The sequence below is a fragment of the Pseudorhodoferax aquiterrae genome (assembly GCF_014652235.1).
Taxonomy (GTDB): domain Bacteria; phylum Pseudomonadota; class Gammaproteobacteria; order Burkholderiales; family Burkholderiaceae_C; genus Pseudorhodoferax; species Pseudorhodoferax aquiterrae.
This window is the reverse complement of sequence record NZ_BMYK01000001.1, coordinates 26,911-52,434: the sequence shown is the minus strand read 5'-3', so window position 1 is coordinate 52,434 and position 25,524 is coordinate 26,911. Positions and strand designations below refer to the sequence as shown.

The window sequence follows — 25,524 nt, the reverse complement described above, 5'->3', positions numbered from 1 at the left end:
AATTCCGTACAGTCTGTACATTCTAGGCGCGCACGTCACCTGCCGCCTGGCCCTACCCGCCCCGCGGGAACATCACCACATGGTCCAGATCCGCCCGCACCCCGATCCACTCGCCGATGCGGTGGTCGTGGTGGCTGGGCACATGCGCCAGCACCGTCTCGCCCGATGCCAGCCTGAGCGTGTAGAGGAACTCCGAGCCGCGGAAGGCCTTGCGGATCACCTCGGCCTTGACCGGCGCCTCGTCGTCGTGCACCACGTCGTCGGCGCGCAGCAGCAGATCCTGGGGACCGCCTTGCGCGAGGCTGGCGGCGGCCTGCGCCGCGGCCGCGCCGTTGACCGGGCCCAATGGCGTTTCCAGCACCACACGTCCATCCAGGGTCGAGACCGTGGCGGGCGCGAACACACCGTGGCCGATGAAGTCGGCGACGAAGCGCGTGGCCGGCCGGTGGTACAGCGTGTAGGCATCGGCCCACTGGTGCAGCCGACCTTCATGCATGACGCCGATCGCGTCGCCGATGGCGAAGGCTTCCAGCTGGTCGTGCGTGACGAACAGCGCCGTGGTCTTGGCGGCCTTGAGGATGGCGCGCACCTCGTGCGCGAGCCGCTCGCGCAGCTCCACGTCGAGGTTGGAGAAGGGTTCGTCCAGCAGCATGAGCTGCGGCCGCGGCGCAAGGGCACGCGCAAGCGCCACGCGCTGCTGCTGGCCGCCCGAGAGCTCGTGCGGCGCGCGCCGCTCGGCACCGGCCAGGCCGACCAGCTCCAGCACCTCGGCCACGCGCGCGGCGCGCTCGGCCTTGGGCATGGCCGTCAGGCCGAAGCCCACGTTGCGGCCCACGTCCAGGTGCGGGAACAGCGCATAGTCCTGGAACACCATGCCGATGCGGCGCTGCTCGGCCGGCAGTTGCAGGCCGGGCGCACTGACCGGTGTGCCCGACAGCCGGATCTCGCCGCCCTGCGCCGGCTCCAGCCCGGCCACGGTGCGCAGCAAGGTGGTCTTGCCGCAGCCCGAAGGGCCGATCAGCACGCCGATCTCGCCAGCCGCCAGGCCGAAGCTGACATCGGCCACGGCCGGCCGGGGGCGGCCGGCGTACCGCACGACCAGGTGGGAGACATCCAGGAACATGGTCGGCGATTGTAGGCAGCGTGATGCGTACAATTCTCATCCCCGGCGCGCCAGCCGCCGCACGCTTGCCCCCTCCCCTGACTTTCACGATGCCCCGTCGCTGGCTCTCCCTGCCTTGCATGTTGCTGGTCGCGACGGTGCTCACGCTGCCCGTGCTCGCGGTGCTGGCGTCCTGGGCGCAGTGGGATGCGCAGACCGCGCAGATCCTGCGCGAGCTGCGCCAGACCGTCCTGCCCGGCTACATCGCCACCACCCTGGGCCTGTCGGCCATGGTCGGCGTGGGCGTGGTGCTGGTGGGCACGGGTGCAGCGGCCTGCGTCACCCTCTTCGACTTCCGCGGCCGGCGCACGCTGGAATGGGCGCTGCTGCTGCCGCTGTCCATGCCGGCCTACGTGGTGGCTTATGCCTACACCGACTTCCTGCAGTTCGGCGGCCCGGCCCAGACCTGGCTGCGCGAAAGCTTCGGCCTGCGCGGCCGCGTGCTGCCCGAGGTGCGCAGCCTGGGCGGCGCGGCCATCGTGTTCACCTTCGCGCTGTACCCCTATGTCTACCTGCTGGCCCGCACCGCGCTGGCCGAGCGCGCCGCGCATTTGATGGAAGCCGCGCGCCTGCTCGGCGCACCGCTGGCCCGACGCATCCGCCAGGTCGCGCTGCCCATGGCGCGGCCGGCGATCGCGGCGGGCACGGCGCTGGCGCTCATGGAGACGCTGGCCGACTTCGGCGTCTCCAGCTACTTCGGCATCCAGACTTTCACGGCCGGCATCTACAAGGCCTGGCTGGCGATGGACAACCGCATCGCCGCGGCCCAGCTGGCGACCATGCTGCTGGTGTTCGTCGTGGTGCTGCTTGCACTGGAGCAGCGCGCCCAGGCGCGCATGCGCTTTGCCAGCACGCGCGGGCGCGCCGGCAGCCACGACGGGCGTCCGCTGGTGCTGACCGGCGCACGCCAGCTGCTGGCCCAGGCGCTGTGCGTGTTCCCGGTGCTGATGGGCTTCGTGCTGCCGGTGGCCTTCATGCTGCGGCCGCTGGCGGCCGACTGGTCGGTGCTGCCCTGGGACCGCTTCGTGCAATGGGCCAGCAACAGCATCTGGCTCGGTGCCCTGACTTCCGCCGTCGCCGTGGCGCTGGCGCTGTTCCTGGCCTTCTGCGTGCGCCGCACGCCGCGCAAGCTGCAGCGCGCCGCCGTGCAGCTCGTGGGCCTGGGCTATGCCGTGCCGGGCGCGGTGATCGTGGTCGGGCTGCTGCTGCCGGTGGGATGGCTGCAGCAGACCATGCCCCAGTTGGGCGCGGCCTACTGGGTCACGGCCACGGCCCTGGGCATCGTCTGGGCCTACCTGGTGCGCTTTTGCGCCGTGGCGCTGCAGTCCATGCAGAGCGGCTATGCGCGCATCCCGCAGAGCTTCGACGATTCGGCACGCACGCTGGGCACGGGCGGCTTCGGGCTGATGGCGCGCGTGCACTGGCCGCTGCTGCACCGTTCCGCGGCCGCGGCCGCGCTGCTGGTGTTCGTGGACGTGATGAAGGAATTGCCCGCCACCATGGTGCTGCGGCCGTTCAACACCGACACGCTGGCCGTGGTGGCCTACCAGTTGGCCCGCGACGAGCGCCTGGGCGAAGCCGCCTTGCCCTCGCTGGCGCTGGTGCTGGTGGGCCTGCTGCCGGTGGTGCTGCTGAGCCGCACGCTGCGCAGCAAGCCGACCTGACGCTCAGCGCGGCCCGCGCGTCTCGAGGTGGCGGAACTTGATGCGGCCCTTGCTGAGGTCGTAGGGCGAGAGCTCCAGCGTCACGCGGTCGCCCGCCAGGATGCGGATGTGGTGTTTGCGCATCTTGCCGGCGCTGTAGGCCACCAGGCTGTGGCCGTTCTCCAATACGACGCGGTAGCGCGAGTCGGGCAGCACTTCCTCGACCACGCCGTTCATCTCGATCAGGTCTTCCTTGGCCATCGTCAGCTTTCGGTCTGTTTTTGCCTTTCGGCCCACCGTGCCAAGCCCGGAAGGCCAACCCCGTCCATCGGAAAGTCTCGTGCAACCCAAACCGCTCGCGCGGCAAGGCGCCCGTGTACACACGGGCCTGCAAATGCGGGCGAAAGTCTAACGGATCGGGACCTGGCGGGCATGCTCCGGAACGCAGGCAGCACTCGGCCGTGGCGCTGCGGCCTCAGCCGTCCTGCAGCGCCGCGCGCAGCCGGGCGGCGTACGCCTGCAGCACGGCCGGCCCCGGCTCCTTGCGCGGCCAGGCCAGCGCCATGCCATCGTCTTCGTGGCGCGGCAGCACGTGCAGGTGGAAATGGAACACCGTCTGCCCGCCGACCGGGCCGTTGGCCTGGAACAGCGTCATGCCGGGCGGATCGAACGCGGCCTGCACCGCACGCGCCACGCGCTGCGCCGTCTGCAGCACGGCGGCCGCCTCTTCGGGCGTGATGTCCAGCAGCGTGACCGCATGGCGCTTGGTCGCCACCAGCACGTGGCCGGGGTTGACCTGGCCGATGTCCATGAAGGCGACGGTCAGTTCGTCCTCGCAGACCTTGGCGGACGGGATCTCGCCGGCCACGAGGCGGCAGAAGATGCACTGGCCGGGCGGCGAGTGGTCGACGAACATGGGCATGCGCGGGTCTCCTTGTGCGGCCCATGGTAGCGGCGCCCGCCCGCCACCCTCGGTTTGCTAACATTCAAATGAGAATTCTTTTCATTTGAAAGCACCTGCCGAAGGGCCCTGACCGATGCATGCACGCCGCCTCCTCCGACCTACTCCGATCGCCCTCGCCCTGCTCGCCTTCAGCGCCTGCGCCACCGCCCAGACCGCCGGCACGCTGGACCAGGTCAACGTGCGCAGCAAGTACGAGCGCGAAGACCTGCCCACCCGCGCCGCGGGCAACAAGGCCGCCTCGGGCGCGCGCCTGGGCATCCTGGGCGCCACGGCCATCATGGAGGCGCCCGTGCACGTCAACGCCTACACGCGCGAGCTGGCCGAGGACTGGTCGGCGCTGACGCTGCAGGACGTGCTGGAGAACGACCCGGCCGTGGTCTTCACGACCAACAAGAACCACCTGCTGCAGAACTTCAACCTGCGTGGCCTGGACATGGGCGCCATGGACATCGCCACCAACGGCCTGTACGGCATCGCACCGGCCAACGCCGTGCCGATCGAGATGTTCGAGCGCATCGAGGTGCTGCGCGGCCCCAACGTGCTGCTCTCGGGCATGCCGCCGGGCTCCAGCGTGGCCGGCACCGTGAACATGGTCACCAAGCGCGCACTCGCCCAGCCCATCGCCGACCTCACGCTGACCTACGGCACCCACTCCTACTTCCAGGCCCATGCCGACGTGGGCAAGCGCTTCGGCGAAGACAAACGCCTGGGCCTGCGCTTCAACGGCGTCTATGGCGATGGCGAGATGGGTGCCAAAGACGAAAGCCAGACCCGCCGCGTCGGCGCGCTGGCGCTGGACTACCAGGGCGACCGCGCGCGCTTCTCCCTGGACCTGTACGACAGCCAGAACAAGATCGAGAACGGCAGCCCGGGAATGTTCAACTTCCTGGGCACCTCGGCCATCCCCGGCGTGGGCTATCTGCTGCCTGCGCCCGATGGCGACACCAACATGTTCCGCGGCACGCATGGCCGCTACGACAACAGCGGCGTCCTGGCCCGCGCCGAGGTCGACTTCAATGCCGACTGGCAGGGCTATCTCGCGCTGGGCGGCTCCGAGGCCAAGGGCACGGGCCTGCTGTTCGGCACGCGCGCCTACGTGACGGGCGCGGACGGCAGCACGCGCGGCGCCATCTACAACGTGCACACCGAGTCCGAGCGCCGCACGGCCGAGACCGGCGTGATCGGCAAGTTCGCCACGGGCGGCGTGCAGCACCGGCTGCAGCTGTCGGCCAACGTGCTCAAGCACAAGGAGGGCTCGGTCAACACGGCCTGCAACTACTGCTACACGACCAACCTGTACGACCCGGTGACACCGGTCTTCCCGGCTGTGCCGACCTGGCGCGGCTACACGGTCGAGAACGACTTCCGCTCGCTCGCCATCGCCGACACCATGGGCTTTGTCGGCGAGAAGGTCCTGCTGACCGTGGGCGGGCGCCACCAGACCGTGAAGATGCCGCTTTCCGGCTACGACGAGAGCCGTTTCTCGCCCATGGTCGCGGCCGTGCTGCGGCCCTGGGGTGAGGCCGTCTCGCTGTTCGGCAACTACACCGAAGGCCTGGAGCCGGGCCAGATCGTGGGCGTGGGCTACGCCAACGCGGGCGAGGCCCTGCCGCCCAAGCAGACCAAACAAATGGAACTGGGCGCCAAGCTGCAAGCCGGCGCGATGACCCACACCGTCAGCGCCTTCCAGATCAAGCGCCCGTCCTTCACCGGCACCGCCCCCGCCGCCCTGGTGGAAGGCGGCGAACAGCGCCTGCGCGGCCTGGAATGGAGCATGTACGGCCAGGTGCTGCAGACCGTCTCGCTGCTGGGCGGCATCACCTACATCAAATCCGAGCAGCGCCACACCGGCCTGGACACCTACGGCGTACCCGAATGGCGCGCCCGCATCGGCGCGGACTGGCAGACGCCGCTGCCCGGCCTCAAGGTCGGCGGCCGCTTCATCTACACCGGCGCGCAATGGGCCGATTCGGGCAACCGTCTCAAAGTGCCTTCGTGGAACCGGCTGGACCTCAACGCCAGCTACGCCACGAAGTTCGGCAACACCCCCGTGCGCTTCAACGCCAGCGTGGAGAACGTGACCGACAAGAACTACTGGATCGGCCTGTTCGGCGACGGCTTCGTGATGGCGGGCGCACCGCGCACGGCAAAGCTGTCGGCCACCGTGTCGTTCTGATGCCGAGGAACACCCCCCGCCCGTGTGCCGGCCTGTCGAACGGGCGGCCTACTCCGACCAAGTCTCGGTCGCCAGTGGGTGCGCGTTCAGTTCCTTTCGCGATTCTTGCCACTACGGCCAGTGCCGGTTCAGGAGCGCAACAAAGCGCTCTTTGTGGGGCGGCTCCAGCAGGTGCAGGGCGTGCACCACCACGTGCTCGACAAGTTCTTTCGGCTTCTTCCATGGAGGTTCGATAATCACTCCCTTCTCAGACCGCGAGACCACCACATGCTCAAGACCGCAGAACCGCAACGCAAGAAGCCCAGCCGCAAAGCGGTGCTGCGTTCCGTGGCCAGCTCCACCGCAGTGGAAACGCGCACCAGCGTGGCCCAGCTGGAACAGCAGCTCAAGCACCCCCCTGCGCGGTTCGCCCACATCAAGCTGGCCCGCTGAGGTCGGCATCGCCGGCAGCCATGGCTTCTGCCACGAATTGCGCCATCGGCCCGTAGTCGCCTGCAAGCCCGGCGTGGATCGCACCGATGTACGCCGGCTTGTTCTGCTCCCATGTGCTGTAGTCCAAGGGCTCATGGCCGGCCTGCACGGCCATCACGTCTGCCAGCAGGCGTGACAAGCGCCCATTCCCCTCGCGGAAAGGGTGGATCAGGATCAGCTCCACGTGGGTGACGGCGATGGCATTGACCACCTCGTCGGGGGCGATGGCGCCGCAGGGTGTCCATTTCACCAGGCACGTCCGCTCGAAGTCACGGAGCAACCCTGGCAGGAGTCCGGCCGTGGCGAACTGGAAGCCCCCTTTGCCCAGGTTCACGGAACGCTCCTGACCGGCCCAGGCGTACACATTGCCCAGCCACAGGCGGTGCCAATGCTGGAGATCCGCCACGCACAGCGTTCGGTCCGGGAAGTCCTGGAACAGCACCTCGTCGTACAGATCCCCCAGGAGCCGCAGCTCCAATGCATCCATGTCGTCGGGCGACGTGATGCCCACGAGGTTGCGCAGCACCTGCTCGTTGGAGCCCGGTTCGAACTCTCCCTCTGCTCCGGAGACTTGGTAGCGCTCGGTCATGGCTGAACCGCCCCCTTGTCGCGCAGCAAATCGCTCCACGCGGCGTACAGCGTCGCGACGATCTCGCACCGCTCGGAGTCCAGCGCGCGAAAGGTTTCGGTGATGCCCTTCAGCGCCACCATGTGCTTGAAGCTGGCACCCGAGGGGATGACCACCGGCGGCGAGAAGTCGTCGCTGCCGGCGTACTTGTCGCTGATGTACTTGATGAACAGCATGAACAGGACGCAGCCCTTGTACTGGCTGGCATCCATGCCGCCGCGCAGTTGGTCGCCGCCGGCCCAGAGGGAAGCGTAGAGGTCGGACTTCTTGATGGCCATGCAGCGGTGCTGTGCTTTGCTGTGCGTTCTGGTGCTGTCGGACCGAGCGGCTTCAGGGCGGCTCGGTCGTTCCGGCGCCGAAGTATCGGCGCATTCGGCGGGGTTGGGCCCTCGGGTCTGCGCCGCCGCAAACTGGGTCCGCACCACTCCATTCATCCCCCCTCCCGCGCGCGCTGCAGCACGTACTCGATGAACGTCGCCATCGCCCGCGTGTGGTGGCGGTTCGGCATGTACAAGAGGTGCATGCGCGTGCCGAAGATCGACAGCCGCCAGGCATCCAGCGCCGTCACCACGCGCCCATCCTCCAGCAGGTCGCGCACCGTGTAGTCGGGCACCAGGCCAACGCCCAGGCCGGCCAGCACGGCGTCGCGCAGGAACATGAAGTTCTCCGAGATCAGCGTGGGCTCGATCAGCACCTCGTGCCGCTCCTCGTTCTGGTAGGCGGCCAGGCGCAGCTGCTTGCCGATCACGGCGGCGGTCAGCAGCGGCGTGTGCTGCAGGTCCTCCAGCCGCTGCGGCAGGCCGGCCCGCTCGGCGTAGTCGCGTGAGGCGCAGGCCACGAAGCGCACCGGCCCCAGGTCGCGCGCCACGAGGTTCTGCGGCGGCTCGGACAGCACGCGCACGGCCACGTCCACCTCGTCGCGCATGAGGTCTTCCACGCGGTTCTCGAACAGCACGTCCAGCACGATGGCGGGGTGCAGGCGCTTGAACTCCAGCAGCCAGGGCGACATGGCCAGCTGGCCGTAGCCGCTGGGCACCGACAGGCGCACGCGGCCGCTCAACTCTTGCCCCAGCGTGGCCACGGCCTCGCGCGCGGCCAGCAGCTCGTTCTGGATCACGCGGCCGTGTTCGTAGAGCTTCAGGCCGATCTCGGTCGCCTCCAGCCGGCGCGTGGTGCGGCGGATCAGCTGCTGGCCGATGGCGCGCTCGACCTGGTTCAGGTGGTAGCTCACGTTGGCCCGGCTCATCTTCATGCGGCGCGCGGCCTCGGCCAGGTTGCCGGCGTCCAGGATCTGGACCAGCAGGGTCAGGGACTGGACATCCAGGCTCATTGTCTCAATTGGCTTGACGGTGTGTTTGAAGTCTATGCCATTGTCAAACCGGTACTGCAAACCAACAATGCCCGCTCCCCAACCCGAAGAGACAACGCCATGGCAAACACGCCGGACGAACAAGTGGTGCGCACCCAATTGCACGGCAAGGTGCTGCTGGTCACCGTGGACAACCCGCCCGTGAACGCGCTGGGCGCCGCCGTGCGGCGCGGCCTGCAGGACGCCATGGAGCGTGCCGAGACCGACGCCGCCGTGGCCGCCGTGCTCATCGTCGGCGCCGGCAAGAGCTTCATCGCCGGGGCCGACATCCGCGAGTTCGGCCTGCCGCCGCAGCCGCCGCTGCTGACGGACGTCTGCAAGCGCATCGAGGCCAGCAGGAAACCCGTGGTCGCCGCCATCCACGGCGCCGCGCTGGGCGGCGGGCTGGAAGTGGCCATCGCCGCGCACTACCGCATCGCGGTGGCCAATGCCAAGCTGGGCTTGCCCGAGGTGCTGCTGGGCCTCTTGCCCGGTGCCGGCGGCACGCAGCGCGCGCCGCGTCTGGTGGGCGCTGCCGCGGCGCTCGACATCATGCTGACGGGCCGCCACGTGGGCGCGGCCGATGCCTTGAAGCTGGGCCTGATCGACCGTCTGGCACGCAGCGACGACACGTTGGCCGAGGGCCTGGCCTACGCCCAGGAACTGCTGGCCGCGCACGCCGGCCCGCGCCGCTCGCGCGATGCCGCGGGCCTCGCCGACGTGGAGGCCAGCCGCGCCGCCATCGCCGCCGCGCGCGCCGAGCAGGGCAAGAAGGCGAAGAACCTGTTCTCACCGCACCGCATCGTCGACGCCGTCGAAGCGGCACTCGACAAGCCCTTCGACGAAGCGCTCAAGTACGAGCGCGAGCTGTTCATGCAATGCTTGGCCAGTCCGCAGCGCGCCGGCCTGATCCACGCCTTCTTCGCCGAGCGCGACGTGGTCAAGGTTCCCGAGGCCGCGGCCGCCGAGCCGCGCGCTCTCGCCCGCATCGGTGTGGTGGGCGGCGGCACCATGGGTGCCGGCATCGCCGTCTCCGCGCTGGATGCCGGCCTGCCCGTCGTGATGGTGGAGCGCGACGCAGCCTCCATCGCGCGCGGCCAGGCCAACGTGGAGAAGGTCTACGACGGCCTCGTCGCCAAGGGCCGCATGACGCCAGAGGCCAAGGCCAAGGTGATGGCCCGTTTCAGCGGTTCCACCGACTACGCCGCCTTCGCCGAGGTCGACATGGTCATCGAGGCCGTGTTCGAGGACATCGAGGTCAAGAAGGCTGTGTTCCAGGAACTCGACCGCGTCTGCAAACCCGGCGCCGTGCTGGCCACCAACACCTCCTACCTGGACATCGACGCCATCGCGGCCAGCATCTCCCGGCCGCAGGACGTGATCGGCCTGCACTTCTTCTCGCCGGCCAACATCATGAAGCTGCTCGAGATCGTGGTGCCCGCCAAGGTCAGCGCCGACGTGGTGGCCACGGCCTTCGCGCTGGCCAAGAAGCTCAGGAAGGTGCCCGTGCGCGCGGGCGTCTGCGACGGCTTCATCGGCAACCGCATCCTCGCCGTGTACCGCCAGGCCGCCGACCACCTCATGGAAGACGGCGCCTCGCCCTACGCCATCGACGCGGCCGTGCGCAACTTCGGCTACCCCATGGGCCCGTTCCAGGTGTCGGACCTGGCCGGCGGCGACATCGGCTGGGCCACGCGCAAGCGCAAGGCGGCCACGCGCGACCCCAAGGCCCGCTACGTGCAGGTGGCCGACCGCATCTGCGAACGCGGCTGGTTCGGCCAGAAGACCGGCCGCGGCTGGTACCAGTACCCGCAGGGCGCGCGCACGGGCGTGGAAGACCCCGAGGTGCTGGCCATCGTCGATGCCGAACGCCAGCGCGCCGGCATCACGCCGCGCCAGTTCACCGAAGAGGAAATCATGCGCCGCTACATGGCGGCCATGGTCAACGAGGGCGCCAAGGTCGTGGCCGAGGGCATCGCCCTGCGTCCGCTCGACGTCGACGTGACCTTCCTGTACGGCTACGGCTTCCCGCGTTTCCGCGGCGGCCCCATGGCCTACGCCGACCAGGTCGGCCTGCCGAAGATCCTGGACGACATCCAGACCTTCGCCAAGGAAGACCCGCTGTTCTGGCAGCCGGCACCGCTGCTGGTGCAGCTGGTCGCCGAAGGCCGCAATTTCGCGAGCCTCAACAAGTCCTGATTTCCACACCACCACCGGAGACATCCCCCATGCGCGAAGCCGTCATCGTTTCTACCGCCCGCACCCCGCTGACCAAGTCGCACCGCGGCGAATTCAACATCACGCCCGGCCCCACGCTGGCCGCCTTCGCCGTCAAGGCCGCGGTCGAGCGCTCGGGCCTGGACCCGGCCCTGATCGAGGACGTGATCATGGGCACGGGCTACCCCGAGGGCACGACGGGCCGCAACATCGGCCGCCAGGTCGCACTGCGCGCCGGCCTGCCGCTCGAAGTCGCGGGCCAGACCGTGAGCCGCTTCTGCGCCTCGGGCCTGCAGGCGATCGCCAGCGCGGCCGGCGCCATCGTCGCCGGCGCCCCGGCCATCGTGGCAGGCGGCGTGGAAAGCATCTCGCAGATCCGCACGCGCAGCGCCACCGACAGCGGCGATTCGGGCATGGACCCCTGGCTCGTGGAGCACAAGCCGGCCCTGTACATGGCCATGATCGAGACGGCCGACATCGTGGCCGCGCGCTACAAGATCAGCCGCGAAGCGCAGGACCGCTTTTCGGCCGAGAGCCAGCGCCGCACCGAGGTGGCACAGAAGGCCGGCATCTACAACGACGAGATCGTGCCATGCACGACCACCATGGCCGTCACCGACAAGGAGACCAAGGCCGTCACGCACCGCGAGGTGACGGCCACCATGGACAACTGCAACCGCCCCGGCACCACCTACGAAGCCCTGGCCAAGCTGCAGCCCGTGCGCGCGCCCGACCAGTTCATCACGGCCGGCAATGCCTCGCAGCTTTCCGACGGCGCATCGGCCTGCGTGGTGGTCGAGGCCAGGGAAGCCGAGCGCCTGGGTCTGAAGCCCCTGGGCGCCTTCCGCGGCTTCGCGGTGGCCGGCTGCGAGCCCGATGAAATGGGCATCGGCCCGGTCTACGCCATCCCCAAGCTCTTGAAGCGTCACGGCCTCACGGTGGACGACATCGACCTGTGGGAACTCAACGAGGCCTTCGCCTCGCAGGCCCTGTACTGCCAGCAGCAGCTGGGCATCGACCACGCGAAGCTCAACGTGAACGGCGGCGCGATCTCCATCGGCCACCCCTTCGGCATGACGGGCGCGCGCCTGGCCGGCCACATCCTGCTGGAAGGCCGCCGCCGCAAGGCCAAGTACGCCGTTGTGTCGATGTGCATCGCCGGCGGCATGGGCGCCGCCGGTTTGTTTGAAATCTACTGAGCCACACCATGGACCTGAACTTCACGCCCGAGGAACGCGCGTTCCGCGACGAGGTGCGCAGCTTTCTGAAAGACAAGCTGCCCCAGCGCATTGCCGACAAGGTCAAGGCCGGCCAGCGCCTGACCAAGCAGGATCAGGAGGAGTGGCACGCCATCCTGCAATCGCGCGGCTGGCTGGCCTACCACTGGCCCAAGCAGTACGGCGGCCCGGGCTTCACCGCGGTCGAGAAGTTCATCTTCGACACCGAGTGCTGCCTGGCCGGCGGCCCGCGCATCGTGCCCTTCGGCGTGAGCATGCTGGGCCCGGTGCTGATCAAGTACGGCAGCCAGGCGCACAAGGACTACTACCTGCCGCGCATCCTGTCCGGCGAGGACTGGTGGTGCCAGGGCTATTCCGAACCCGGCGCGGGCTCGGACCTGGCTTCGCTCAAGACCACGGCCGTGCGCCAGGGCGACCACTACATCGTCAACGGCCAGAAGACCTGGACCACCCAGGGCCAGCACGCCGACAAGATCTTCAGCCTGGTGCGCACCGACCGCGACGCCAAGGCCCAGTCGGGCATCAGCTTCCTGCTCATGGACATGAAGGCGCCCGGCGTGGAGCTGCGCCCGATCCGCACGCTGGACGGCGACCGCGAGGTCAACGAGGTGTTCTTCACCGACGTGAAGGTGCCCGTGGAGAACCTGGTCGGCGAGGAGAACAAGGGCTGGACCTATGCCAAGTACCTGCTGACCTACGAGCGCACCGGCATCGCCGGCGTTGGCTTTTGCATCGCGGGCATGGAAAAGCTCAAGGTCATCGCCGCCAAGGTGCTCAAGAACGGCAAGCCGCTGGACCAGGACCCGCTGTTCGCCGCGCGCATGGCCAAGATCGAGATCGATCTGGAGAACATGAAGACCACCAACCTGCGCGTGCTGGCGGCCGTCGCCGGTGGCGGCGTGCCGGGCGCGGAAAGCTCCATGCTCAAGATCCGCGGCACCGAACTGCGCCAGGAGATGCTCTCGCTGATCCGCCGCGCCATGGGCCCCTACGCCACGCCCTACATCGAGGCCGCGCAGTTCGAGGGCTACAGCGAGGCGCCGCTGGGCCCCGAGGCAGCCGCCACGGCCGCCGTGGCCTATTTCAACTACCGCAAGCTGTCGATCTTCGGCGGCTCCAACGAGATCCAGAAGAACATCATCTCCAAGATGATTCTTGGGCTCTGAGCAGGGGAGCGACACCATGAACTTCACACACACCGAAGACCGCCGCATGCTGGCGGACTCGCTGGACCGCTACCTGGCCGAGCAGTACGGCTTTGTCGAGCGCGACCACATTGCCTGGAGCGAGGCAGGTTGCAGTGACAAGCACTGGAACCAGCTGGCCGAGATCGGCGCGCTGGGGGCGCTGTTCCCCGAATCCGTGGGCGGCTTCGGCGGCGGCGGCTTCGACGTGGCCGTGGTCTTCGAGAGCCTGGGCAAGGGCCTCGTGGTCGAGCCCTTCCTGGGTGCGCTCGTGGTCGGCCGCGCCATCGCGCAGGCCGGCAACGCCGCGCAGCAGGCGCTTATCGCCGGCCTCGTGGACGGCAGCACCGTGGCCGCGCTGGCGCACGAGGAACCCAGCAGCCACTACGAACCCACGCTGGTCGCCACGCGTGCCGAGAAGAATGCCAACGGCTGGATGCTGATTGGCGCCAAGGCCGTGGTGCAGCAAGGCCAGCGTGCCGGGCTGCTGCTGGTCTCGGCGCGCACAGCGGGCGCCGTGGGCGATGCCCAAGGCATCTCGCTGTTCCTGGTGCCCGGCGACGCCGAGGGCATCGCCCGCCGCGACTATCCCAAGTTCGACGGTGGCCGCGCGGCCGAGCTCACGCTGCAGAACGTGCAGGTCGGCCCCGACGCGCTGCTGGGCGCCGAGGGCGCAGGCGCGGATGTGCTGGAGCACGCCACGGGCTGGGGCCTGCTGGCGCTGGCGGCCGAGTCGCTGGGCGCGATGGAAGTGGCCAAGCGCGACACGCTGGAGTACCTGCGCACGCGCAAGCAGTTCGGCGTGCCCATCGGCAGCTTCCAGGCCCTGCAGCACCGCATGGCCGACCTGCTGATCGAGGTCGAACAGGCGCGCTCGGCCGTCATCAACGCGGCCGCCGCCATCGACGGCGACGACCGCATCGCGCGCGAGCGGGCGCTGTCGGCCGCCAAGTTCAGCGTGGGCAAGATCGGCACGCGCGTGGCCGAGGAAGCCATCCAGCTGCACGGCGGCATCGGCATGACCTGGGAGCTGCCGCTGGCCCACTACGCCAAGCGCCTCGTGATGATCGACCACCAGCTCGGCGACGAAGACTTCCACCTGCAGCGCTACATCGATCTGGGACGGGAGGCCGCATGACGACGGACGCCCTGCTCACGCGCCGCGAAGGCGCCGTGCTGGTTCTCGTCAACAACAACCCGGCCGCGCGCAATGCGCTCTCGGCCGAGTTCTACACGGCGGCGACGCAAGCGCTGGCCGATGCCGAGGCCGACCCCACCATCGGCGCCGTGGTGCTGACCGGCGCGGGCAAGTTCTTCTGCGCGGGCGGCAACCTGAACCAGCTCATCACGCGCCGCGACATGGCGCCGGCCGAGCGCCGCGCGCGGCTGGAGCTGCTGCACGGCTTCGTGCGCCGCTTGCGCGACAGTTCCAAGCCCGTGATCGCGGCCGTCGAAGGCGGCGCGGCGGGCGCCGGCCTGTCGGTGGCGCTGGCCTGCGACATGCTGGTGTCCGCGCGTGATGCCTTCTTCAGCGCCACCTACATCAAGGTCGGCCTCACGCCCGATGGCGGCCTGACGGCGTTCCTCGCGGAGTTCGTCTCGCGCCAGCTGCTGACCGAGCTGTGCTTGACTGGCGAGCGCGTCACGGCCGAACGCCTGCATGCGCTGGGCGCCGTCAACCGCCTGGTCGACGCAGGCCAGGCCGAAGCCGCGGCCATCGCGCTCGGCGCGCAGCTGGCCGAAGGCCCGGCCCGCGCCAGCGCGCGCATCAAGGCGCTGTGCCGCGGCGCCCACGCGCGCACGCTGGACGAGCAGCTGGAACTGGAAGCCGCGTCCATGGTCGAGAGCCAGGGCGACGACGAGGCGCAGGAGGGCATCGGCGCCTTCCTGGGCAAGCGCCAAGCGGACTTCACCGCGCTGCGCCGGCGTTGACGGGCCGGCACCGACAATCGCGCATCCACAACGAACGGAGACTGATTCCATGACCGCAACTTCCCCTGGACTGCCGCTGGCCGGCGTGCGCGTGCTCGATTTCTCGCGCGTGCTGGCCGGGCCGCTGTGCGCCCAGGTGCTCGGCGATTTCGGCGCCGACGTCGTCAAGATCGAGCATCCCCAGCGCGGCGACGACACGCGCGACTGGGGCATCCGCGTCGGCAAGACCGAGACCACCTACTTCAACAGCATGAACCGCAACAAGCGGTCCATCGCGCTGGACCTGGCCACGCCCGAGGGCCAGGACATGGCGCGCCAGCTGGTGGCCAAGGCCGACGTGCTGGTGCAGAACTTCAAGACCGGCGGCATGGAGAAGATGGGCCTGGGCTACGAGCAGCTGCGCGCCATCAACCCGCGCCTGGTCTATGTCTCGGTGACGGGCTACAACCGCGGCGGCCCCGAGGCCAAGCGCCCGGGCTACGACCTCGTGATCCAGGGCCAGGCCGGCATCATGGCCATGAACGGCGAGGAGGGCCAGGGCCCGCTCAAGTTCGGCATCGCCGCGGTCGACCTCATGACCGGCATGGCCAGCGCCCAGGCCGTGCTGGCCGCGCTCTACCAGCGCGAGAAGACCGGCACCGGCCGCCATGTGGAGATGGCGCTGTACGACTGCGGCCTCATGATCACGGCCTACAGCGGCCTGGAGGCCCTGCACCTGGGCGAAGACCCGCCCAAGTACGGCAACGCCCATCCGTCCATCGTGCCCTACGGCGTGTTCGACGCGGCCGATGGCCCGGTCATCATCAGCGTGGGCAACAACGCCCAGTTCGAGCGCCTGTGCGTCGACGCGCTGCAGCGCCCCGACCTCGCGGCCGACGAGCGCTTCAAGACCAACCTGGGCCGCGGCCAGAACCGCGCCGCACTGCTGCCCGAGCTCTACAAGGAGATCGGCAGCCGCCCGCGCGACCAGCTGATCGCCGCCATGAGCAAGGCCGGCATTCCGTGCGGCGAGGTGCTGGGCCTGCACGAGGCGCTGACCTCGCAGCGCACCCGGGAAGGCGGCCTGGTGACGGAGCAGCCGCACCCCGTGGCCGGCACCACCCAGGTGCTGGCCCCGCCCTACCGCATCGACGGCGAGCGCCTGCCCGTGCGCCGCCCGCCGCCGCAGCTCGGCGCCGACCGCGACAGCGTGCTGCGCGACTGGCTCGGCTGAGCCAGCTTCCCTCTTCGACCCGTTTTTCCCCGCATGACCGATCTGCACCGCACCCCCCTCACCCGCCGCAGCCTCACGGCCCTGGCCCTGGGCGCCGCCCTGGCGCCGCTGGCCGGCCACGCCCAGGGCTTTCCGAGCAAGCTCATCACGCTCTACGTGCCCTTCCCGCCCGGCGGGCCGACCGACACGGCCTCGCGCATCGTGGGCCAGAAGATGGGCGAGATCCTCCAGCAGACCGTCATCGTGGAGAACCGGCCCGGTGCCTCGGGCTCCATCGCCGCCGCCGCCGTGGCGCGCATGCCGGCCGACGGCCACAGCCTCATGATGCTGGCCACGCCCACGCTGCTGGCACCGCACCTGTACCCGTCCGTCAAGTTCGACATCCACAAGGACTTCACGGCCGTGGGCACGACCTACGACCTGCCCATCGTGGTCGTTGTGAATCCCGGCAAGCTGCCGGACGTGCACACGCTGCCCGACCTCATCGCCAAGGCCAAGGCCAGCAAGCCGCCGCTCAACTACACGAGCTCGGGCCAGGGCAGCTTCGGCCACCTGACCATGGAGCTGCTCAAGATCCAGGGCGGCTTCGACATGACGCACGTGCCCTACAAGGGCGGCGTGCCGGCCATCACCGACCTGCTGGGCGGCCAGGTGCCCGTGATGTACGCCGACATGGTCGCGGCGCTGCCGCACATCCAGGCCGGCAAGCTGCGCGCCATCGCGGTCGGCTCGCCGCAGCGCGTGCCCTTCCTGCCCGACGTGAAGACGGTGGCCGAGCAGGGCTTCCCGGGCTTCTCGGCCGTCTCCTGGGGCGGCCTGCTGGCGCCGGCCGGCACGCCCGCGGCCGTGGTCAAGACGCTCAACGACGCGCTCAGGCACGCCCTGGCCGATCCCACGGTGCAGGACAAGCTCAAGAACGCCGGCACCTTCGCCGCCTGGCAGTCGCCGGCCGACACGGCCGCGCGCATCCGCAGCGACGACCAGCAATGGGGCAAGCTGATCAAGGACAAGGGCATCGCGGGCAGCTGAGCCCGCGGCACGCGGTCACCGCATGCGGCGCAGCCGCTCGATCTCGGCCCGGCCGAGCGAGGTGATGTCGACGACGATGGCGCGGTCGCCTTCGCCGCGGCCGTCGTCATAGGTCACGGCCGCCTCCACCATGCCCTGCTTGCGCAGCACGTCGACGAGACGCACCGCGCTGCCGGACACCGGCAGCGGAAACAGCGCCTGGGCCAGGCCCACGAGGTAGTCGCTGTCGGAAGGCTCGCGCGCGCCGGCGGGCCTGCCGTCGGCTTCCGCCAGCCGGGCGCACACCCAGGCACTGCCGCCCAATGCGCGCAGCTGCTCGGCCTCGGCCTGCGAGAGTTCCAACTGCACGGCCACCATCTTCTCCGGCTGCGGCGGCGCAGCGACCGGCGTGGCCACGCGGGCATCGACATTCGGCTCCATGGGCTTCTCCGTGGTGTGCGTGGCCGGCCCGGCGGGCCATCTGCGCACCAGTCCATTCGACACACAGGCCGGCGCGGCGGCTGCGGGGCGTCACCGCCGCAGGCCGTCAGCCGCCACGCCGTCCGTGGTGGGCAGACCCAGGCGGATGGGGCCGCCGGGCGCCGTCGCGTCCACGGGCACACCGCCGCGCGTCACGCGCAGCCGACCCGCCTGCGCCAGCTGCTGCGCCACTCCACGCACCTGCGGCATCAGGCCGCGCCAGCGCGCCCCCTCGGGCGCCAGCGTGCGGGCCACCTCGGAAGGGCAGACCGTGGCACCGGGCCTGCGGGCGGCCAGCAGGCCCAGGATGCAGCGCTCGACCGCGGCGTCCGTCATGCTCCGCCCGCCAAGGCCTGCAGGCGCAGCGCATCGGACGCCGCCGCGCCCGATGCCGTGTTGTCGAAGATGCACCAGCGCTGGGCGCCCGCAGGCCAGTGCGCCAGTTCGGCCGCCCGGGCCTGCAGCCAGTCCTCGCCATAGGCCGACCAGTACATGCGCGGCGATCCGTGCCAGCGGTGGTACAGCACGGCGCCCGCGCCGTCACCCGCCGGCCCCAGCCAGCCGCCGGGCACGGCGGCCGCCGGCCAGCGCGCCGGATCGGCCGCAACCCGGCCGACGCGCCAGCGCACCAGCGCGCGGTCGGCCGTGGCCTCGAACCAGCTCGCGTGGCGCGGCTCGCAGACGACCGGGCCGTCGAACAGGCGTGCCAGGAGCCGGAAGAACGTGCCCACGGGCCGGGCCTCGAACGCCAGCGAGGGCGGCAGCTGCACCAGCAGCACGCCCAGGCGGTCGCCCAGGCCCGCCACCTCGGCGAGAAAGCGTTCCAGCGGCGCCCGCGCAGCGCGCAGCCGCCCTTCGTGCGTGATGGCGCGCGGCAATTTCACGGCGAAACGAAAGCCCGGCGGCGTCTGCGCGGCCCAGCGCGCATAGACCTCGGGCCGGTGGCTGCGGTAGAAGGAGGTGTTGATCTCTGCACTGCCGAACACCCGGGCGTAGCGGGCCAGGTGGCTGCCCTCGCCGGCGAAGCGCTCGGCCACTGCGCGCGGAATGCTCCAGCCCGCCGTACCGATGCGCAGCGTCTGCGGTTTCATGGGAAGCGCCGGCTCACGAAGCGCGAACCCTTCAGCCCGAAGCGCCAGGGCATCTCCTGCGCCTTGGAGATGCCGATGCGCGGGCCGGCCACCACCTCCACCGGCCGCGGTGCGGGCTGCAGTGCGAAGGGCGGGCGGTCCAGCGGCAGACCGTCGTGCGCGCGCGTGATGCCCAGCGCCTGCCCCACACGGCCGGGGCCGGCGCACAGCAGCAGGTCGGCCACCGGCCCGCGGCGCGCGCGCATGCGCTCCAGGCCCTGAGTGGGCTCGATCGCGCGGACCAGCACGCCGGCACCGTGGCCGGCCTCGCGGCAGACCAGGTTCAGGCACCAGTGGATGCCGTAGGAGCGGTACACGTAGGCATGGCCGGGCGGGCCGAACATGCTGGCGTTGCGCGGATCGGGCCCGCGGTGGCTGTGCGAGGCCGGGTCTTCCGCGTCGTAGGCCTCGGTCTCCACGATGCGGCCACCCACGCCGTCGACGAGCAGCACCGCTCCGATCAGGGCGCGGGCGAGGTCGACGGAAGAGCCCTGGAAATCGAGCGCGGCAGCCGCTGGCATGGCCGCATGCTAAGCAGGGCCCACCGGTGCGCGCGTCAGCGGCCGCCGTGCACGCGCGTCGCCGGGCGGCTGCGCCCTACTCGGCCTTGATGTTGTTGTCCTTGACCACCTTGGCCCAGCGCACGGTTTCCGCCTGCATCCACTCGGCCATCTTCTGGCGGCTCATGTCCGAGGGCTCCGAGCCCAGCTCGGCCAGGCGCTTGGCCACGTCGGGCCGCGCCACGATCTGCTGGACCGTGGCCTGCAGCTTGTCGAGCACGGCCGGCGGCGTGCCGGCGGGCGCCAGCAGGCCCTGCCAGGAACCGGTCACGAAGTCCGGGATCTGCGAGGCCACCGTGGGCACGCCCGGCGTGGCCGCGAAGGGCTTGGCGCTGGTGACCGCGATGGCCTTGATCTTGCCGCCCTGCACCAGCGGGTTGGTGGCCAGCACGCTGGCCATGGCGCTGTCGATCTGCCCGCCGGCCAGGTCCGCGAGCGCCTGGGCGCCGCCCTTGTAGCCGATCACGTTGAACTCGAAGCCCTTGTTCTGCGCCAGCAGAATGCCGGCCAGCTGGCTGATGGACGCCAGCGGCGTGCCGAAGCTGACGGGCTTGCCCGACTTCCTCGCGTACGCGGCCAGTTCGTCGATGTTCCTGACCGGCAGGTCCTGGCGCACCACCAGCAGGTGCGGCGAGTAGGCCGGCATGGTGACGGGCGTCAGCTCCTTGAGCGGGTTGTAGTTGAGCTGGGCGACGCTGGGGCCGATGGTGGCGTTGCTCATGTCCATCAGCAGCAGCGTGTAGCCGTCGGGCGCGGACTTGGCCACGAAGGACGCGCCGATGTGGCCGTTGCCGCCCGCCTTGTTCTCCACGATCACGGGCTGCTTGAGCGTCTCGCCGAGCTCCTTGCCGATCAGGCGCGCCAGCACGTCGGAGGTGCCGCCGGGCGGGTTGGGCACGATGATGCGGATGGCCTTGTTCGGGTAGGCGTCCTGCGCCTGGACCGGCAGCGCGGCGCCGGCCAGCAGCGCCGTGGCGGCGATGCCGAGCGCGCGGCGGGAAAGGTGAACGTTCTTCGATGCCATGCTGTCTCCGGTGGTGGGTGTGGTCTGTCAGGGGGCGGGGTGGATCACGTTGCGCAGCGGCTGCGCTTGCGCCAGCCGCGCGATGTTGTCGGCCATGAAGCCGTAGCGCCGCGCCAGCAGCGCTGGCGTGATGGCCGAGATGTGCGGCGTGGCGCGCACGTTGGGCAGCGCGTGGAGGGGGAGGCGCGAGGGCGCGACGGGCGGCTGGCCCTTCCTGGGGTACTGGTACCAGACGTCGAGCGCGGCGCGGCCCAGGCGCTGCGATTGCAGTGCTTCGTACAGGGCCTGCTCGTCCACGACCTCGGCGCGCGCCACGTTGACGAGCAGCGCACCGGCCGGCAGCAGCGCCAGCTGGGGCGCGCCGACCAGGCCGCGCGTGCCCTCGTCCAGCGGGCAAGCCAGCACCAGCACGTCGGCGCGCGGCAGCACGCGGTCGAGTGCGGCGACGGCCACGCTTTCGTCCGCCAGGTCGTGCGGTCTGCCGTTGCGCGTGACGGCGAGCACCTGCATGCCGAAGGCGCGCGCGCGCCGCGCGATCTCCTGGCCGATGTGGCCGAAGCCGACGATGGCCAGGCTGCGCCCCGCCGCCTCGCCGTGCTGCGGCCGTGCGGCATAGGTCTGGGCGAAGGCCTCGGCATCCAGGCGCGCCGGGTACTGCCACAGCTGCAGGCAATGCTCGAGGATGGCGTGCAGCGTGAATTCGGCGATCGGCACCTCGTGGCCGTGCACGTTGCACACCGTGGTGCCGGCCGGCAGCGCGGCCAGCGCGATCTGCTCGGCACCGGCGCCGGGCACGTGCACGAGGCGGCAGCGCAGGCGCGCGGCCACATCGGCATCGATGGCGTTGGCAATGACCACGTCGGCGTGGATCTCGCCCTGGGCGGGGAAGGCATCGAGCGCCTGCACCACGTGGTCAGCGCCGAGCAGCGCGCGCAGGCGCGGCGCGTTGGGGGCGTGGAGTCCGACGATCTTGATCAGCATGGGGTGTCTCGTGTGAAGGGTCAGCGGCTCTCGCGCACGATGAGGCCGTCCTGTTGCTTGAAGGCATCTTGCAGCCGCGTGCCCAGGCCGGCAGCCACGGGCGGCTGGGCCATGCCGTCCTCGATCACGGGCAGGCCCGTCACGATGTCTCGGTACCAGGTCGCCAGCGTGGCGCGCACCACCTCCTGGTAGATCGCGGTGGGCGCGTGCAGCGCCATGTGCAGCCCGGCCATGAGCGTCACGGGGCCGGTGCAGTCGTGCGGCGCCAGCGGCCGGTTCCAGGCCTGGGCCAGCGCCGCGATCTTGCGGCCTTCGGTGATGCCGCCGCACCACGAGAGGTCCAGCATCACCACGTCGAGCGCATCGCCGGCCAGCAGGTCGCGGAAGGGCCGCAGGCCGCCCAGTGTCTCGCTGCCGCAGATCGGCACGCGCGTGCGCCGGCGCAGGTCCGCCAGGCCTACCACGTCGTCCATCTTGTTGAGCGGGTCCTCGACCCAGAACACACCGTACTCCTCCAGCGCCTGGCAGATGCGCAGCGCCGCGTGGCCACCGAACAGGCTGTGCAGCTCGCACATCACCTCGATCCGGTTGCCCACGGCTTCGCGGATCTGGCGGAAGGGCTGCAGGCCCTTCTCCAGGTCGGCCAGCGTGATCAGGTGGCCGCCGCTGGCCGGCACGTAGATGTCGAAGGGCCAGATCTTCATGGCCTTGTAGCCCTCGGCGAGCAGGCTCTTGGCCAGCGCACCGGCGTCGCGCATGAACGCCACCTGGTCGTCGTAGGGCCCCATGGACTCGTCGTCCGCGCCGATGTCGCGGCGCTGGCCCGTGGTGTTGTAGGCGTAGCCCGCACAGGTGTTGTAGACCGGCACGCTGGCGCGGGCACCACCGCCCAGCGCCTGGTACACGGGCACGCCCTGGCGCTGGCCGGCCAGGTCCCACAGCGCGATGTCGACGGCGCTGGCCGCGCGCACCTCGGTGCCCGAGCTGTTGTAGCCCACGTAGGGGGTGAGCAGTTGGCGCGAGATGCCCTCGATCTGGCGCGCGTCGCGGCCCAGCAGGACGGGTGCGAGCTCGGCATGCAGGCAGGTCTCGACGGCGGCCGCGCCGCGAAAGGTCTCGCCCAGTCCGACGAGGCCGTCGCCGGTTTCCAGTTCCAGCCAGATCAGGCTGGGGCGTTCGGGCAGGCGGTAGGTGCGCAGGGCGCGGATGGTGGTCATGTCTTTTCGGCGGTGGTCTTGCAAAGGGGCGACGGGCATCCGCCGGGCGCGTGGTTCCGCGGGTGCGCATGGTCGGGCCGCGCGTCAGGAGATGTCAATTTGCGCCGTTACTTGTCAGACAAGTCGCTATAGTGCGCTGACAACTCCTGCGAGAACCCTGCCGTGGCCGCCATCCTGCTGACCGACACCGTCTACGACCACGTGCTGGCGCTGATCCGCGAGGAAGAACTGTCTGCCGGCGATCGCCTGCCCGGCGAGCACGCGCTGGCCGAGCGCTTCGGCGTGTCGCGGCCGGTGGTGCGCCAGGCGCTGGCGCGGCTGCGGGCGGAGGGCCGCGTGACGGCAGCGCACGGCGCCGGCCATTTCGTCGGCGACGAACCCGCGCTCCGGGGCATCGACTACGGGCCGATCCAGGGCATTCCCGACGTGCGCAGCTTTCTGGAGTTCCGCTGCATCCTCGAGGGCGAGAGCGCGGCGCTCGCGGCGCAATGCCGCGACGCGAGGCTGCGCGCGGCCGTCACGGCGCGGCGCAAGGCCATGGAGGCGGCCACGCAGCGCGGCGAACCCGGCATCGAGGAGGACATCGCCTTCCATGCCGCGATCGCCAGGGCCAGCGAGAACCGCTACCTCGTCATGACCATCGCCGCGCTCATGGCGCACACGCGCGTGGCGATCCGGCTCGTGCGCGAGCTGTCGCCGCAACCCATGATCCACCGCTGGCGCGACGTGCGCGCCGAGCACCTGCGCATCGACGAAGCCATCGCAGCGCGCGATGCAGCGGCCGCGCGCGAGGCCATGGCGCAGCACCTGCGCAGCGGCATCGCGCGGCTGTTTCCGCGCAAGGGCTGAATCCGCGCGCGGGCGTCAGCCAGCGCAGCGGCATGCGATCACGGCGCCCCGGTGCCTGGCGCAGTGGGGCCGGACGCCAGGGGTCCGGAGCTGCGCCAGTCCTGCGCCTGTGCCGCCGTGGCCGGCCGGGCCGGGGCGGCGCCGGCCCAGCGGCGCAGGCCATCGCGGCCCGAAGCGGCGCGGAACAACAGGGCCCCGGCCAGCATGGCGTGCAGCACGGCACCCAGCCGGCTCTGCGCACGCAGCGCGCACAGCGCGAACGCACCGGCGCCGAGCAGCGTGGCCGCATGCTCCTGCGGTGCGCTGTCGCGCGCGTCGTCGTAATCGATGAGCTCGCGCACCTGCTGCTTCAAGCCCGGTGCCTGGCCGGCGCTGCGGTCAAAACTGTCCTGCATGGCTGATCTCCAAGGTCAGCCGCCACTGTGACCGGGACGAGGGCCCCTGGTGCGCCGCGATCTGGCCGTTGCCATGTCGGAGAAGACGCCGCGCGGCCGGTGTGCGCGGCTGGCAGGCGACCACATGCAGGCCTTGCGCGTCGGACGGCAGGCCGGGCCGCGCCCGGTGCCGTCCCACGTGCACATGTGGCAACGCCTGCGGTCGCCGCCCTGCGCAGGTCGGCAGTCTTGCGGCCATGCACTCCACCAACACATCCACCCTGGCCGAACCCGCCCTCACCGCGATGCCTACGGGCCTGCAGCGCCAGGCCTATCCCTGTTCCGACGACCGATACCCGGCCAGCATCGGCCACGCGCTGGCGCCGGTACATGCGAGCTCCTACCGCGCCGTGTACGAGGAACTCGTGAACCCGGCCACCGAACGTCTGGCGGCGCAGCGGCGCTCGCTCGCGCTGCTGCGCGATGCGCTCGGCGCCGTGGCGAGCCAGGCGGACGACCTGCCGGACTCGCCCGAGGGGCTGTTCGACTGGATGACGGCCTCGGCGAAGAAGGCCACCGATGCCTACCAGGAGTACCTCGCGCAACGCCGCGCCGGTGCGCCGCGCCGCTTCTTCGCCAGCCGCACGCACGCGCTGTATTTCCTGCAGGCCGTGGCGCCGACCAAGCTCGTCGACGGCTCCTGGCTGTTCGGCTGCATGCGCCATGCGCGCGACCCGCGCATGGCCGGCCTGGCGCAAACCTACCTCGAAGAACTCGGCAGCGGCGACGCCAGCAAGAACCACGTGCTGCTGTACCGCGAGCTGCTGCGTGCCCATGGCCTGAACGAAGGCACGCACCTCAGTGACGAGCACTTCGAGCAGGGCGCCATCCAGCTGGCGCTCGGACACACGACCGAGCAGATGCTGCCCGAGGTGATCGGGTTCAACCTGGGCTACGAGCAGCTGCCGCTGCACCTCTTGATCACCGCCTACGAGCTCAACGAACTGGGGCTGGACCCGTACTACTTCACGCTGCACGTGACCGTGGACAACGCCGACAGCGGGCATGCGCGCAAGGCCATCGATGCCGTGGCGCTGAACGCCGCACGCTTCGCAGACCCCGGCCGCTACTGGGAGCGCGTGCGCCGCGGCTACCGGCTCAACGACCTGGGCCTGGGCACCAACAGCGTGATCGCCGGTTTCGACCTCGACGCCGAGGTGCTGCGCATCCTCATCGCCAAGAGCGCGGCCGGCGCTGGCGCGCATTCCGACTACTGCCGCATCGAAGGCCGCACCGTGAACGGCTGGCTCAGCGAGCCCGCACGCGTGGGCGAATTCCTGCAGGCCCTGGTGCGCAAGGGCTGGATCGTGCCGGGCGCTGAGCCCGCGCAGAGCCGCTTCTGGCAGCTGCTGGTGGGCGAGCGCGCCGAAATGTTCGGCGTGTTCAGCGACTACGAGCTGCAGGCGCTGTTCGACTGGATCCGCGGACCGGCCGCAGTGGACGGCCGCCGCTACGACGCGCCCGCCCAGGGCGCGGCGCGCACGCCGAGCTTCCGGGCCGCGCAGCGCCTGCGCGCCAGCGTCGGCACCGAGGGGCCACCCGCCGAGGATGTTGAGCAGCACCTGCTCGCACCCGGCGCGCACTGGACGCCGCAGGGCCTGGACGCCACGCGCGCGCTGGTGGCCAGCCTGCGCGGCTGAGGTCCGTCCACGGCGCGGGGGAGGC

Annotated in this window: 26 protein-coding genes; 12 read left to right on the top strand and 14 right to left on the bottom strand. The window is 70.5% G+C overall.

Annotated elements, in window-relative coordinates; all coding sequences use genetic code 11:
- Positions 1 to 52: 52 nt before the first annotated feature.
- Positions 53 to 1,123: an ABC transporter ATP-binding protein gene (locus IE209_RS00260; RefSeq protein WP_189685036.1), complete on the bottom strand. Its 1,071-nt coding sequence runs from the start codon at positions 1,121 to 1,123 to the stop codon at positions 53 to 55.
- A gap of 89 nt (positions 1,124 to 1,212) precedes the next feature.
- Here IE209_RS00260 and IE209_RS00255 point away from each other — a divergent pair, with 89 nt between their 5' ends.
- A complete protein-coding gene (locus IE209_RS00255) occupies positions 1,213 to 2,826 on the top strand; it encodes an ABC transporter permease (RefSeq protein ID WP_189685035.1) in 1,614 nt (537 codons plus the stop codon).
- 3 nt (positions 2,827 to 2,829) lie between these two features.
- Here IE209_RS00255 and infA read toward each other — a convergent pair whose 3' ends face one another.
- A complete protein-coding gene (gene infA / locus IE209_RS00250; RefSeq protein WP_056664868.1) occupies positions 2,830 to 3,066 on the bottom strand; it encodes a translation initiation factor IF-1 in 237 nt (78 codons plus the stop codon).
- A gap of 214 nt (positions 3,067 to 3,280) precedes the next feature.
- Positions 3,281 to 3,727: an HIT family protein gene (locus tag IE209_RS00245; RefSeq protein WP_189685034.1), complete on the bottom strand. Its 447-nt coding sequence runs from the start codon at positions 3,725 to 3,727 to the stop codon at positions 3,281 to 3,283.
- A gap of 115 nt (positions 3,728 to 3,842) precedes the next feature.
- Between IE209_RS00245 and IE209_RS00240 the strand changes: the two genes are divergently transcribed.
- Positions 3,843 to 5,945: a TonB-dependent receptor gene (locus IE209_RS00240; RefSeq protein ID WP_189685033.1), complete on the top strand. Its 2,103-nt coding sequence runs from the start codon at positions 3,843 to 3,845 to the stop codon at positions 5,943 to 5,945.
- Positions 5,946 to 6,212: 267 nt separating this feature from the next.
- The gene (locus IE209_RS00235; protein ID WP_189685032.1) at positions 6,213 to 6,377 is read left to right on the top strand and encodes a hypothetical protein; all 165 of its coding nucleotides are present in this window, start codon (positions 6,213 to 6,215) and stop codon (positions 6,375 to 6,377) included.
- Here the strand turns inward: IE209_RS00235 and IE209_RS00230 are convergent.
- The 3 genes from IE209_RS00230 to IE209_RS00220 all read right to left on the bottom strand — a co-directional run bounded on the left by IE209_RS00230 (position 6,361) and on the right by IE209_RS00220 (position 8,368).
- Positions 6,361 to 7,005 (bottom strand): Fic/DOC family protein, encoded by a 645-nt coding sequence (locus IE209_RS00230; RefSeq protein WP_189685031.1) that lies wholly within the window; start codon positions 7,003 to 7,005, stop codon positions 6,361 to 6,363. The genes IE209_RS00235 and IE209_RS00230 overlap by 17 nt on opposite strands.
- Complete coding sequence (locus IE209_RS00225; RefSeq protein ID WP_229882622.1) at positions 7,002 to 7,322, bottom strand: type I restriction-modification system subunit M N-terminal domain-containing protein; 321 nt, start codon at positions 7,320 to 7,322, stop codon at positions 7,002 to 7,004. The genes IE209_RS00230 and IE209_RS00225 overlap by 4 nt, the downstream gene beginning before the upstream one ends.
- A gap of 152 nt (positions 7,323 to 7,474) precedes the next feature.
- Complete coding sequence (locus IE209_RS00220) at positions 7,475 to 8,368, bottom strand: LysR family transcriptional regulator (protein WP_189685470.1); 894 nt, start codon at positions 8,366 to 8,368, stop codon at positions 7,475 to 7,477.
- 105 nt (positions 8,369 to 8,473) lie between these two features.
- On the opposite strand from IE209_RS00220, the gene IE209_RS00215 reads away from it, so the two are divergent.
- Genes IE209_RS00215 through IE209_RS00185 form a run of 7 tightly spaced genes read left to right on the top strand, consistent with a single transcriptional unit; the run spans position 8,474 to position 17,205 of the window.
- Complete coding sequence (locus tag IE209_RS00215) at positions 8,474 to 10,591, top strand: 3-hydroxyacyl-CoA dehydrogenase NAD-binding domain-containing protein (RefSeq protein ID WP_189685030.1); 2,118 nt, start codon at positions 8,474 to 8,476, stop codon at positions 10,589 to 10,591.
- Positions 10,592 to 10,620: 29 nt separating this feature from the next.
- Positions 10,621 to 11,808 (top strand): acetyl-CoA C-acyltransferase, encoded by a 1,188-nt coding sequence (locus IE209_RS00210; protein ID WP_189685029.1) that lies wholly within the window; start codon positions 10,621 to 10,623, stop codon positions 11,806 to 11,808.
- A gap of 8 nt (positions 11,809 to 11,816) precedes the next feature.
- Positions 11,817 to 13,013, top strand: a complete 1,197-nt coding sequence (locus tag IE209_RS00205) for an acyl-CoA dehydrogenase family protein (RefSeq protein WP_189685028.1) — start codon at positions 11,817 to 11,819, stop codon at positions 13,011 to 13,013.
- 16 nt (positions 13,014 to 13,029) lie between these two features.
- Positions 13,030 to 14,169: an acyl-CoA dehydrogenase family protein gene (locus tag IE209_RS00200; protein WP_189685027.1), complete on the top strand. Its 1,140-nt coding sequence runs from the start codon at positions 13,030 to 13,032 to the stop codon at positions 14,167 to 14,169.
- Positions 14,166 to 14,963: an oxepin-CoA hydrolase, alternative type gene (locus tag IE209_RS00195; protein WP_189685026.1), complete on the top strand. Its 798-nt coding sequence runs from the start codon at positions 14,166 to 14,168 to the stop codon at positions 14,961 to 14,963. Before IE209_RS00200 ends, IE209_RS00195 begins: the two co-directional genes overlap by 4 nt.
- Before the next feature lie 49 nt (positions 14,964 to 15,012).
- Positions 15,013 to 16,176 carry a CaiB/BaiF CoA transferase family protein gene (locus IE209_RS00190; protein ID WP_189685025.1) on the top strand — a complete coding sequence of 388 codons (1,164 nt, stop codon included), beginning with the start codon at positions 15,013 to 15,015 and terminating at the stop codon, positions 16,174 to 16,176.
- Between the two features lie 33 nt (positions 16,177 to 16,209).
- Positions 16,210 to 17,205: a Bug family tripartite tricarboxylate transporter substrate binding protein gene (locus IE209_RS00185; protein ID WP_189685024.1), complete on the top strand. Its 996-nt coding sequence runs from the start codon at positions 16,210 to 16,212 to the stop codon at positions 17,203 to 17,205.
- Positions 17,206 to 17,220: 15 nt separating this feature from the next.
- Here IE209_RS00185 and IE209_RS00180 read toward each other — a convergent pair whose 3' ends face one another.
- From IE209_RS00180 to IE209_RS00150, 7 genes are all read right to left on the bottom strand, one after another.
- Complete coding sequence (locus IE209_RS00180) at positions 17,221 to 17,625, bottom strand: hypothetical protein (RefSeq protein WP_189685023.1); 405 nt, start codon at positions 17,623 to 17,625, stop codon at positions 17,221 to 17,223.
- A gap of 90 nt (positions 17,626 to 17,715) precedes the next feature.
- Positions 17,716 to 18,000 carry a DUF3253 domain-containing protein gene (locus IE209_RS00175; RefSeq protein WP_189685022.1) on the bottom strand — a complete coding sequence of 95 codons (285 nt, stop codon included), beginning with the start codon at positions 17,998 to 18,000 and terminating at the stop codon, positions 17,716 to 17,718.
- Positions 17,997 to 18,755 (bottom strand): DUF72 domain-containing protein, encoded by a 759-nt coding sequence (locus IE209_RS00170; RefSeq protein WP_189685021.1) that lies wholly within the window; start codon positions 18,753 to 18,755, stop codon positions 17,997 to 17,999. Before IE209_RS00170 ends, IE209_RS00175 begins: the two co-directional genes overlap by 4 nt.
- Positions 18,752 to 19,315: a DNA-3-methyladenine glycosylase gene (locus tag IE209_RS00165; protein WP_189685020.1), complete on the bottom strand. Its 564-nt coding sequence runs from the start codon at positions 19,313 to 19,315 to the stop codon at positions 18,752 to 18,754. The genes IE209_RS00170 and IE209_RS00165 overlap by 4 nt, the downstream gene beginning before the upstream one ends.
- Before the next feature lie 76 nt (positions 19,316 to 19,391).
- A complete protein-coding gene (locus tag IE209_RS00160; protein ID WP_189685019.1) occupies positions 19,392 to 20,378 on the bottom strand; it encodes a Bug family tripartite tricarboxylate transporter substrate binding protein in 987 nt (328 codons plus the stop codon).
- Positions 20,379 to 20,405: 27 nt separating this feature from the next.
- Positions 20,406 to 21,359: a 2-hydroxyacid dehydrogenase gene (locus tag IE209_RS00155; RefSeq protein ID WP_189685018.1), complete on the bottom strand. Its 954-nt coding sequence runs from the start codon at positions 21,357 to 21,359 to the stop codon at positions 20,406 to 20,408.
- A 20-nt stretch (positions 21,360 to 21,379) separates the two neighbouring features.
- A complete protein-coding gene (locus tag IE209_RS00150; RefSeq protein WP_189685017.1) occupies positions 21,380 to 22,576 on the bottom strand; it encodes a mandelate racemase/muconate lactonizing enzyme family protein in 1,197 nt (398 codons plus the stop codon).
- A 162-nt stretch (positions 22,577 to 22,738) separates the two neighbouring features.
- On the opposite strand from IE209_RS00150, the gene IE209_RS00145 reads away from it, so the two are divergent.
- Positions 22,739 to 23,425, top strand: a complete 687-nt coding sequence (locus IE209_RS00145) for a FadR/GntR family transcriptional regulator (RefSeq protein WP_189685016.1) — start codon at positions 22,739 to 22,741, stop codon at positions 23,423 to 23,425.
- A gap of 38 nt (positions 23,426 to 23,463) precedes the next feature.
- Here the strand turns inward: IE209_RS00145 and IE209_RS00140 are convergent, their stop codons facing one another.
- Positions 23,464 to 23,820, bottom strand: coding sequence for a hypothetical protein (locus tag IE209_RS00140; RefSeq protein ID WP_189685015.1), 357 nt, complete (start codon positions 23,818 to 23,820; stop codon positions 23,464 to 23,466).
- Positions 23,821 to 24,104: 284 nt separating this feature from the next.
- Here IE209_RS00140 and IE209_RS00135 point away from each other — a divergent pair, with 284 nt between their 5' ends.
- Positions 24,105 to 25,499: an iron-containing redox enzyme family protein gene (locus IE209_RS00135; protein ID WP_189685014.1), complete on the top strand. Its 1,395-nt coding sequence runs from the start codon at positions 24,105 to 24,107 to the stop codon at positions 25,497 to 25,499.
- The last annotated feature ends 25 nt before the right edge of the window (positions 25,500 to 25,524 follow it).

Excerpts from the sequence above, each read along its gene's own strand:
- IE209_RS00210 (WP_189685029.1), top strand. The coding sequence starts at position 10,621 with ATGCGCGAAGCCGTCATCGTTTCTACCGCCCGCACCCCGCTGACCAAG.
- IE209_RS00200 (WP_189685027.1), top strand. The coding sequence starts at position 13,030 with ATGAACTTCACACACACCGAAGACCGCCGCATGCTGGCGGACTCGCTG.
- IE209_RS00195 (WP_189685026.1), top strand. The coding sequence starts at position 14,166 with ATGACGACGGACGCCCTGCTCACGCGCCGCGAAGGCGCCGTGCTGGTT.
- IE209_RS00205 (WP_189685028.1), top strand. The coding sequence starts at position 11,817 with ATGGACCTGAACTTCACGCCCGAGGAACGCGCGTTCCGCGACGAGGTG.
- IE209_RS00190 (WP_189685025.1), top strand. The coding sequence starts at position 15,013 with ATGACCGCAACTTCCCCTGGACTGCCGCTGGCCGGCGTGCGCGTGCTC.
- IE209_RS00160 (WP_189685019.1), bottom strand. The coding sequence starts at position 20,378 with ATGGCATCGAAGAACGTTCACCTTTCCCGCCGCGCGCTCGGCATCGCC.
- IE209_RS00150 (WP_189685017.1), bottom strand. The coding sequence starts at position 22,576 with ATGACCACCATCCGCGCCCTGCGCACCTACCGCCTGCCCGAACGCCCC.
- IE209_RS00235 (WP_189685032.1), top strand. The coding sequence starts at position 6,213 with ATGCTCAAGACCGCAGAACCGCAACGCAAGAAGCCCAGCCGCAAAGCG.
- IE209_RS00215 (WP_189685030.1), top strand. The coding sequence starts at position 8,474 with ATGGCAAACACGCCGGACGAACAAGTGGTGCGCACCCAATTGCACGGC.
- IE209_RS00140 (WP_189685015.1), bottom strand. The coding sequence starts at position 23,820 with ATGCAGGACAGTTTTGACCGCAGCGCCGGCCAGGCACCGGGCTTGAAG.
- IE209_RS00255 (WP_189685035.1), top strand. The coding sequence starts at position 1,213 with ATGCCCCGTCGCTGGCTCTCCCTGCCTTGCATGTTGCTGGTCGCGACG.
- IE209_RS00230 (WP_189685031.1), bottom strand. The coding sequence starts at position 7,005 with ATGACCGAGCGCTACCAAGTCTCCGGAGCAGAGGGAGAGTTCGAACCG.
- IE209_RS00225 (WP_229882622.1), bottom strand. The coding sequence starts at position 7,322 with ATGGCCATCAAGAAGTCCGACCTCTACGCTTCCCTCTGGGCCGGCGGC.
- IE209_RS00245 (WP_189685034.1), bottom strand. The coding sequence starts at position 3,727 with ATGCCCATGTTCGTCGACCACTCGCCGCCCGGCCAGTGCATCTTCTGC.
- IE209_RS00165 (WP_189685020.1), bottom strand. The coding sequence starts at position 19,315 with ATGCCAGCGGCTGCCGCGCTCGATTTCCAGGGCTCTTCCGTCGACCTC.
- IE209_RS00170 (WP_189685021.1), bottom strand. The coding sequence starts at position 18,755 with ATGAAACCGCAGACGCTGCGCATCGGTACGGCGGGCTGGAGCATTCCG.
- IE209_RS00155 (WP_189685018.1), bottom strand. The coding sequence starts at position 21,359 with ATGCTGATCAAGATCGTCGGACTCCACGCCCCCAACGCGCCGCGCCTG.
- IE209_RS00135 (WP_189685014.1), top strand. The coding sequence starts at position 24,105 with ATGCCTACGGGCCTGCAGCGCCAGGCCTATCCCTGTTCCGACGACCGA.
- IE209_RS00180 (WP_189685023.1), bottom strand. The coding sequence starts at position 17,625 with ATGGAGCCGAATGTCGATGCCCGCGTGGCCACGCCGGTCGCTGCGCCG.
- IE209_RS00175 (WP_189685022.1), bottom strand. The coding sequence starts at position 18,000 with ATGACGGACGCCGCGGTCGAGCGCTGCATCCTGGGCCTGCTGGCCGCC.
- infA (WP_056664868.1), bottom strand. The coding sequence starts at position 3,066 with ATGGCCAAGGAAGACCTGATCGAGATGAACGGCGTGGTCGAGGAAGTG.
- IE209_RS00240 (WP_189685033.1), top strand. The coding sequence starts at position 3,843 with ATGCATGCACGCCGCCTCCTCCGACCTACTCCGATCGCCCTCGCCCTG.
- IE209_RS00260 (WP_189685036.1), bottom strand. The coding sequence starts at position 1,123 with ATGTTCCTGGATGTCTCCCACCTGGTCGTGCGGTACGCCGGCCGCCCC.
- IE209_RS00185 (WP_189685024.1), top strand. The coding sequence starts at position 16,210 with ATGACCGATCTGCACCGCACCCCCCTCACCCGCCGCAGCCTCACGGCC.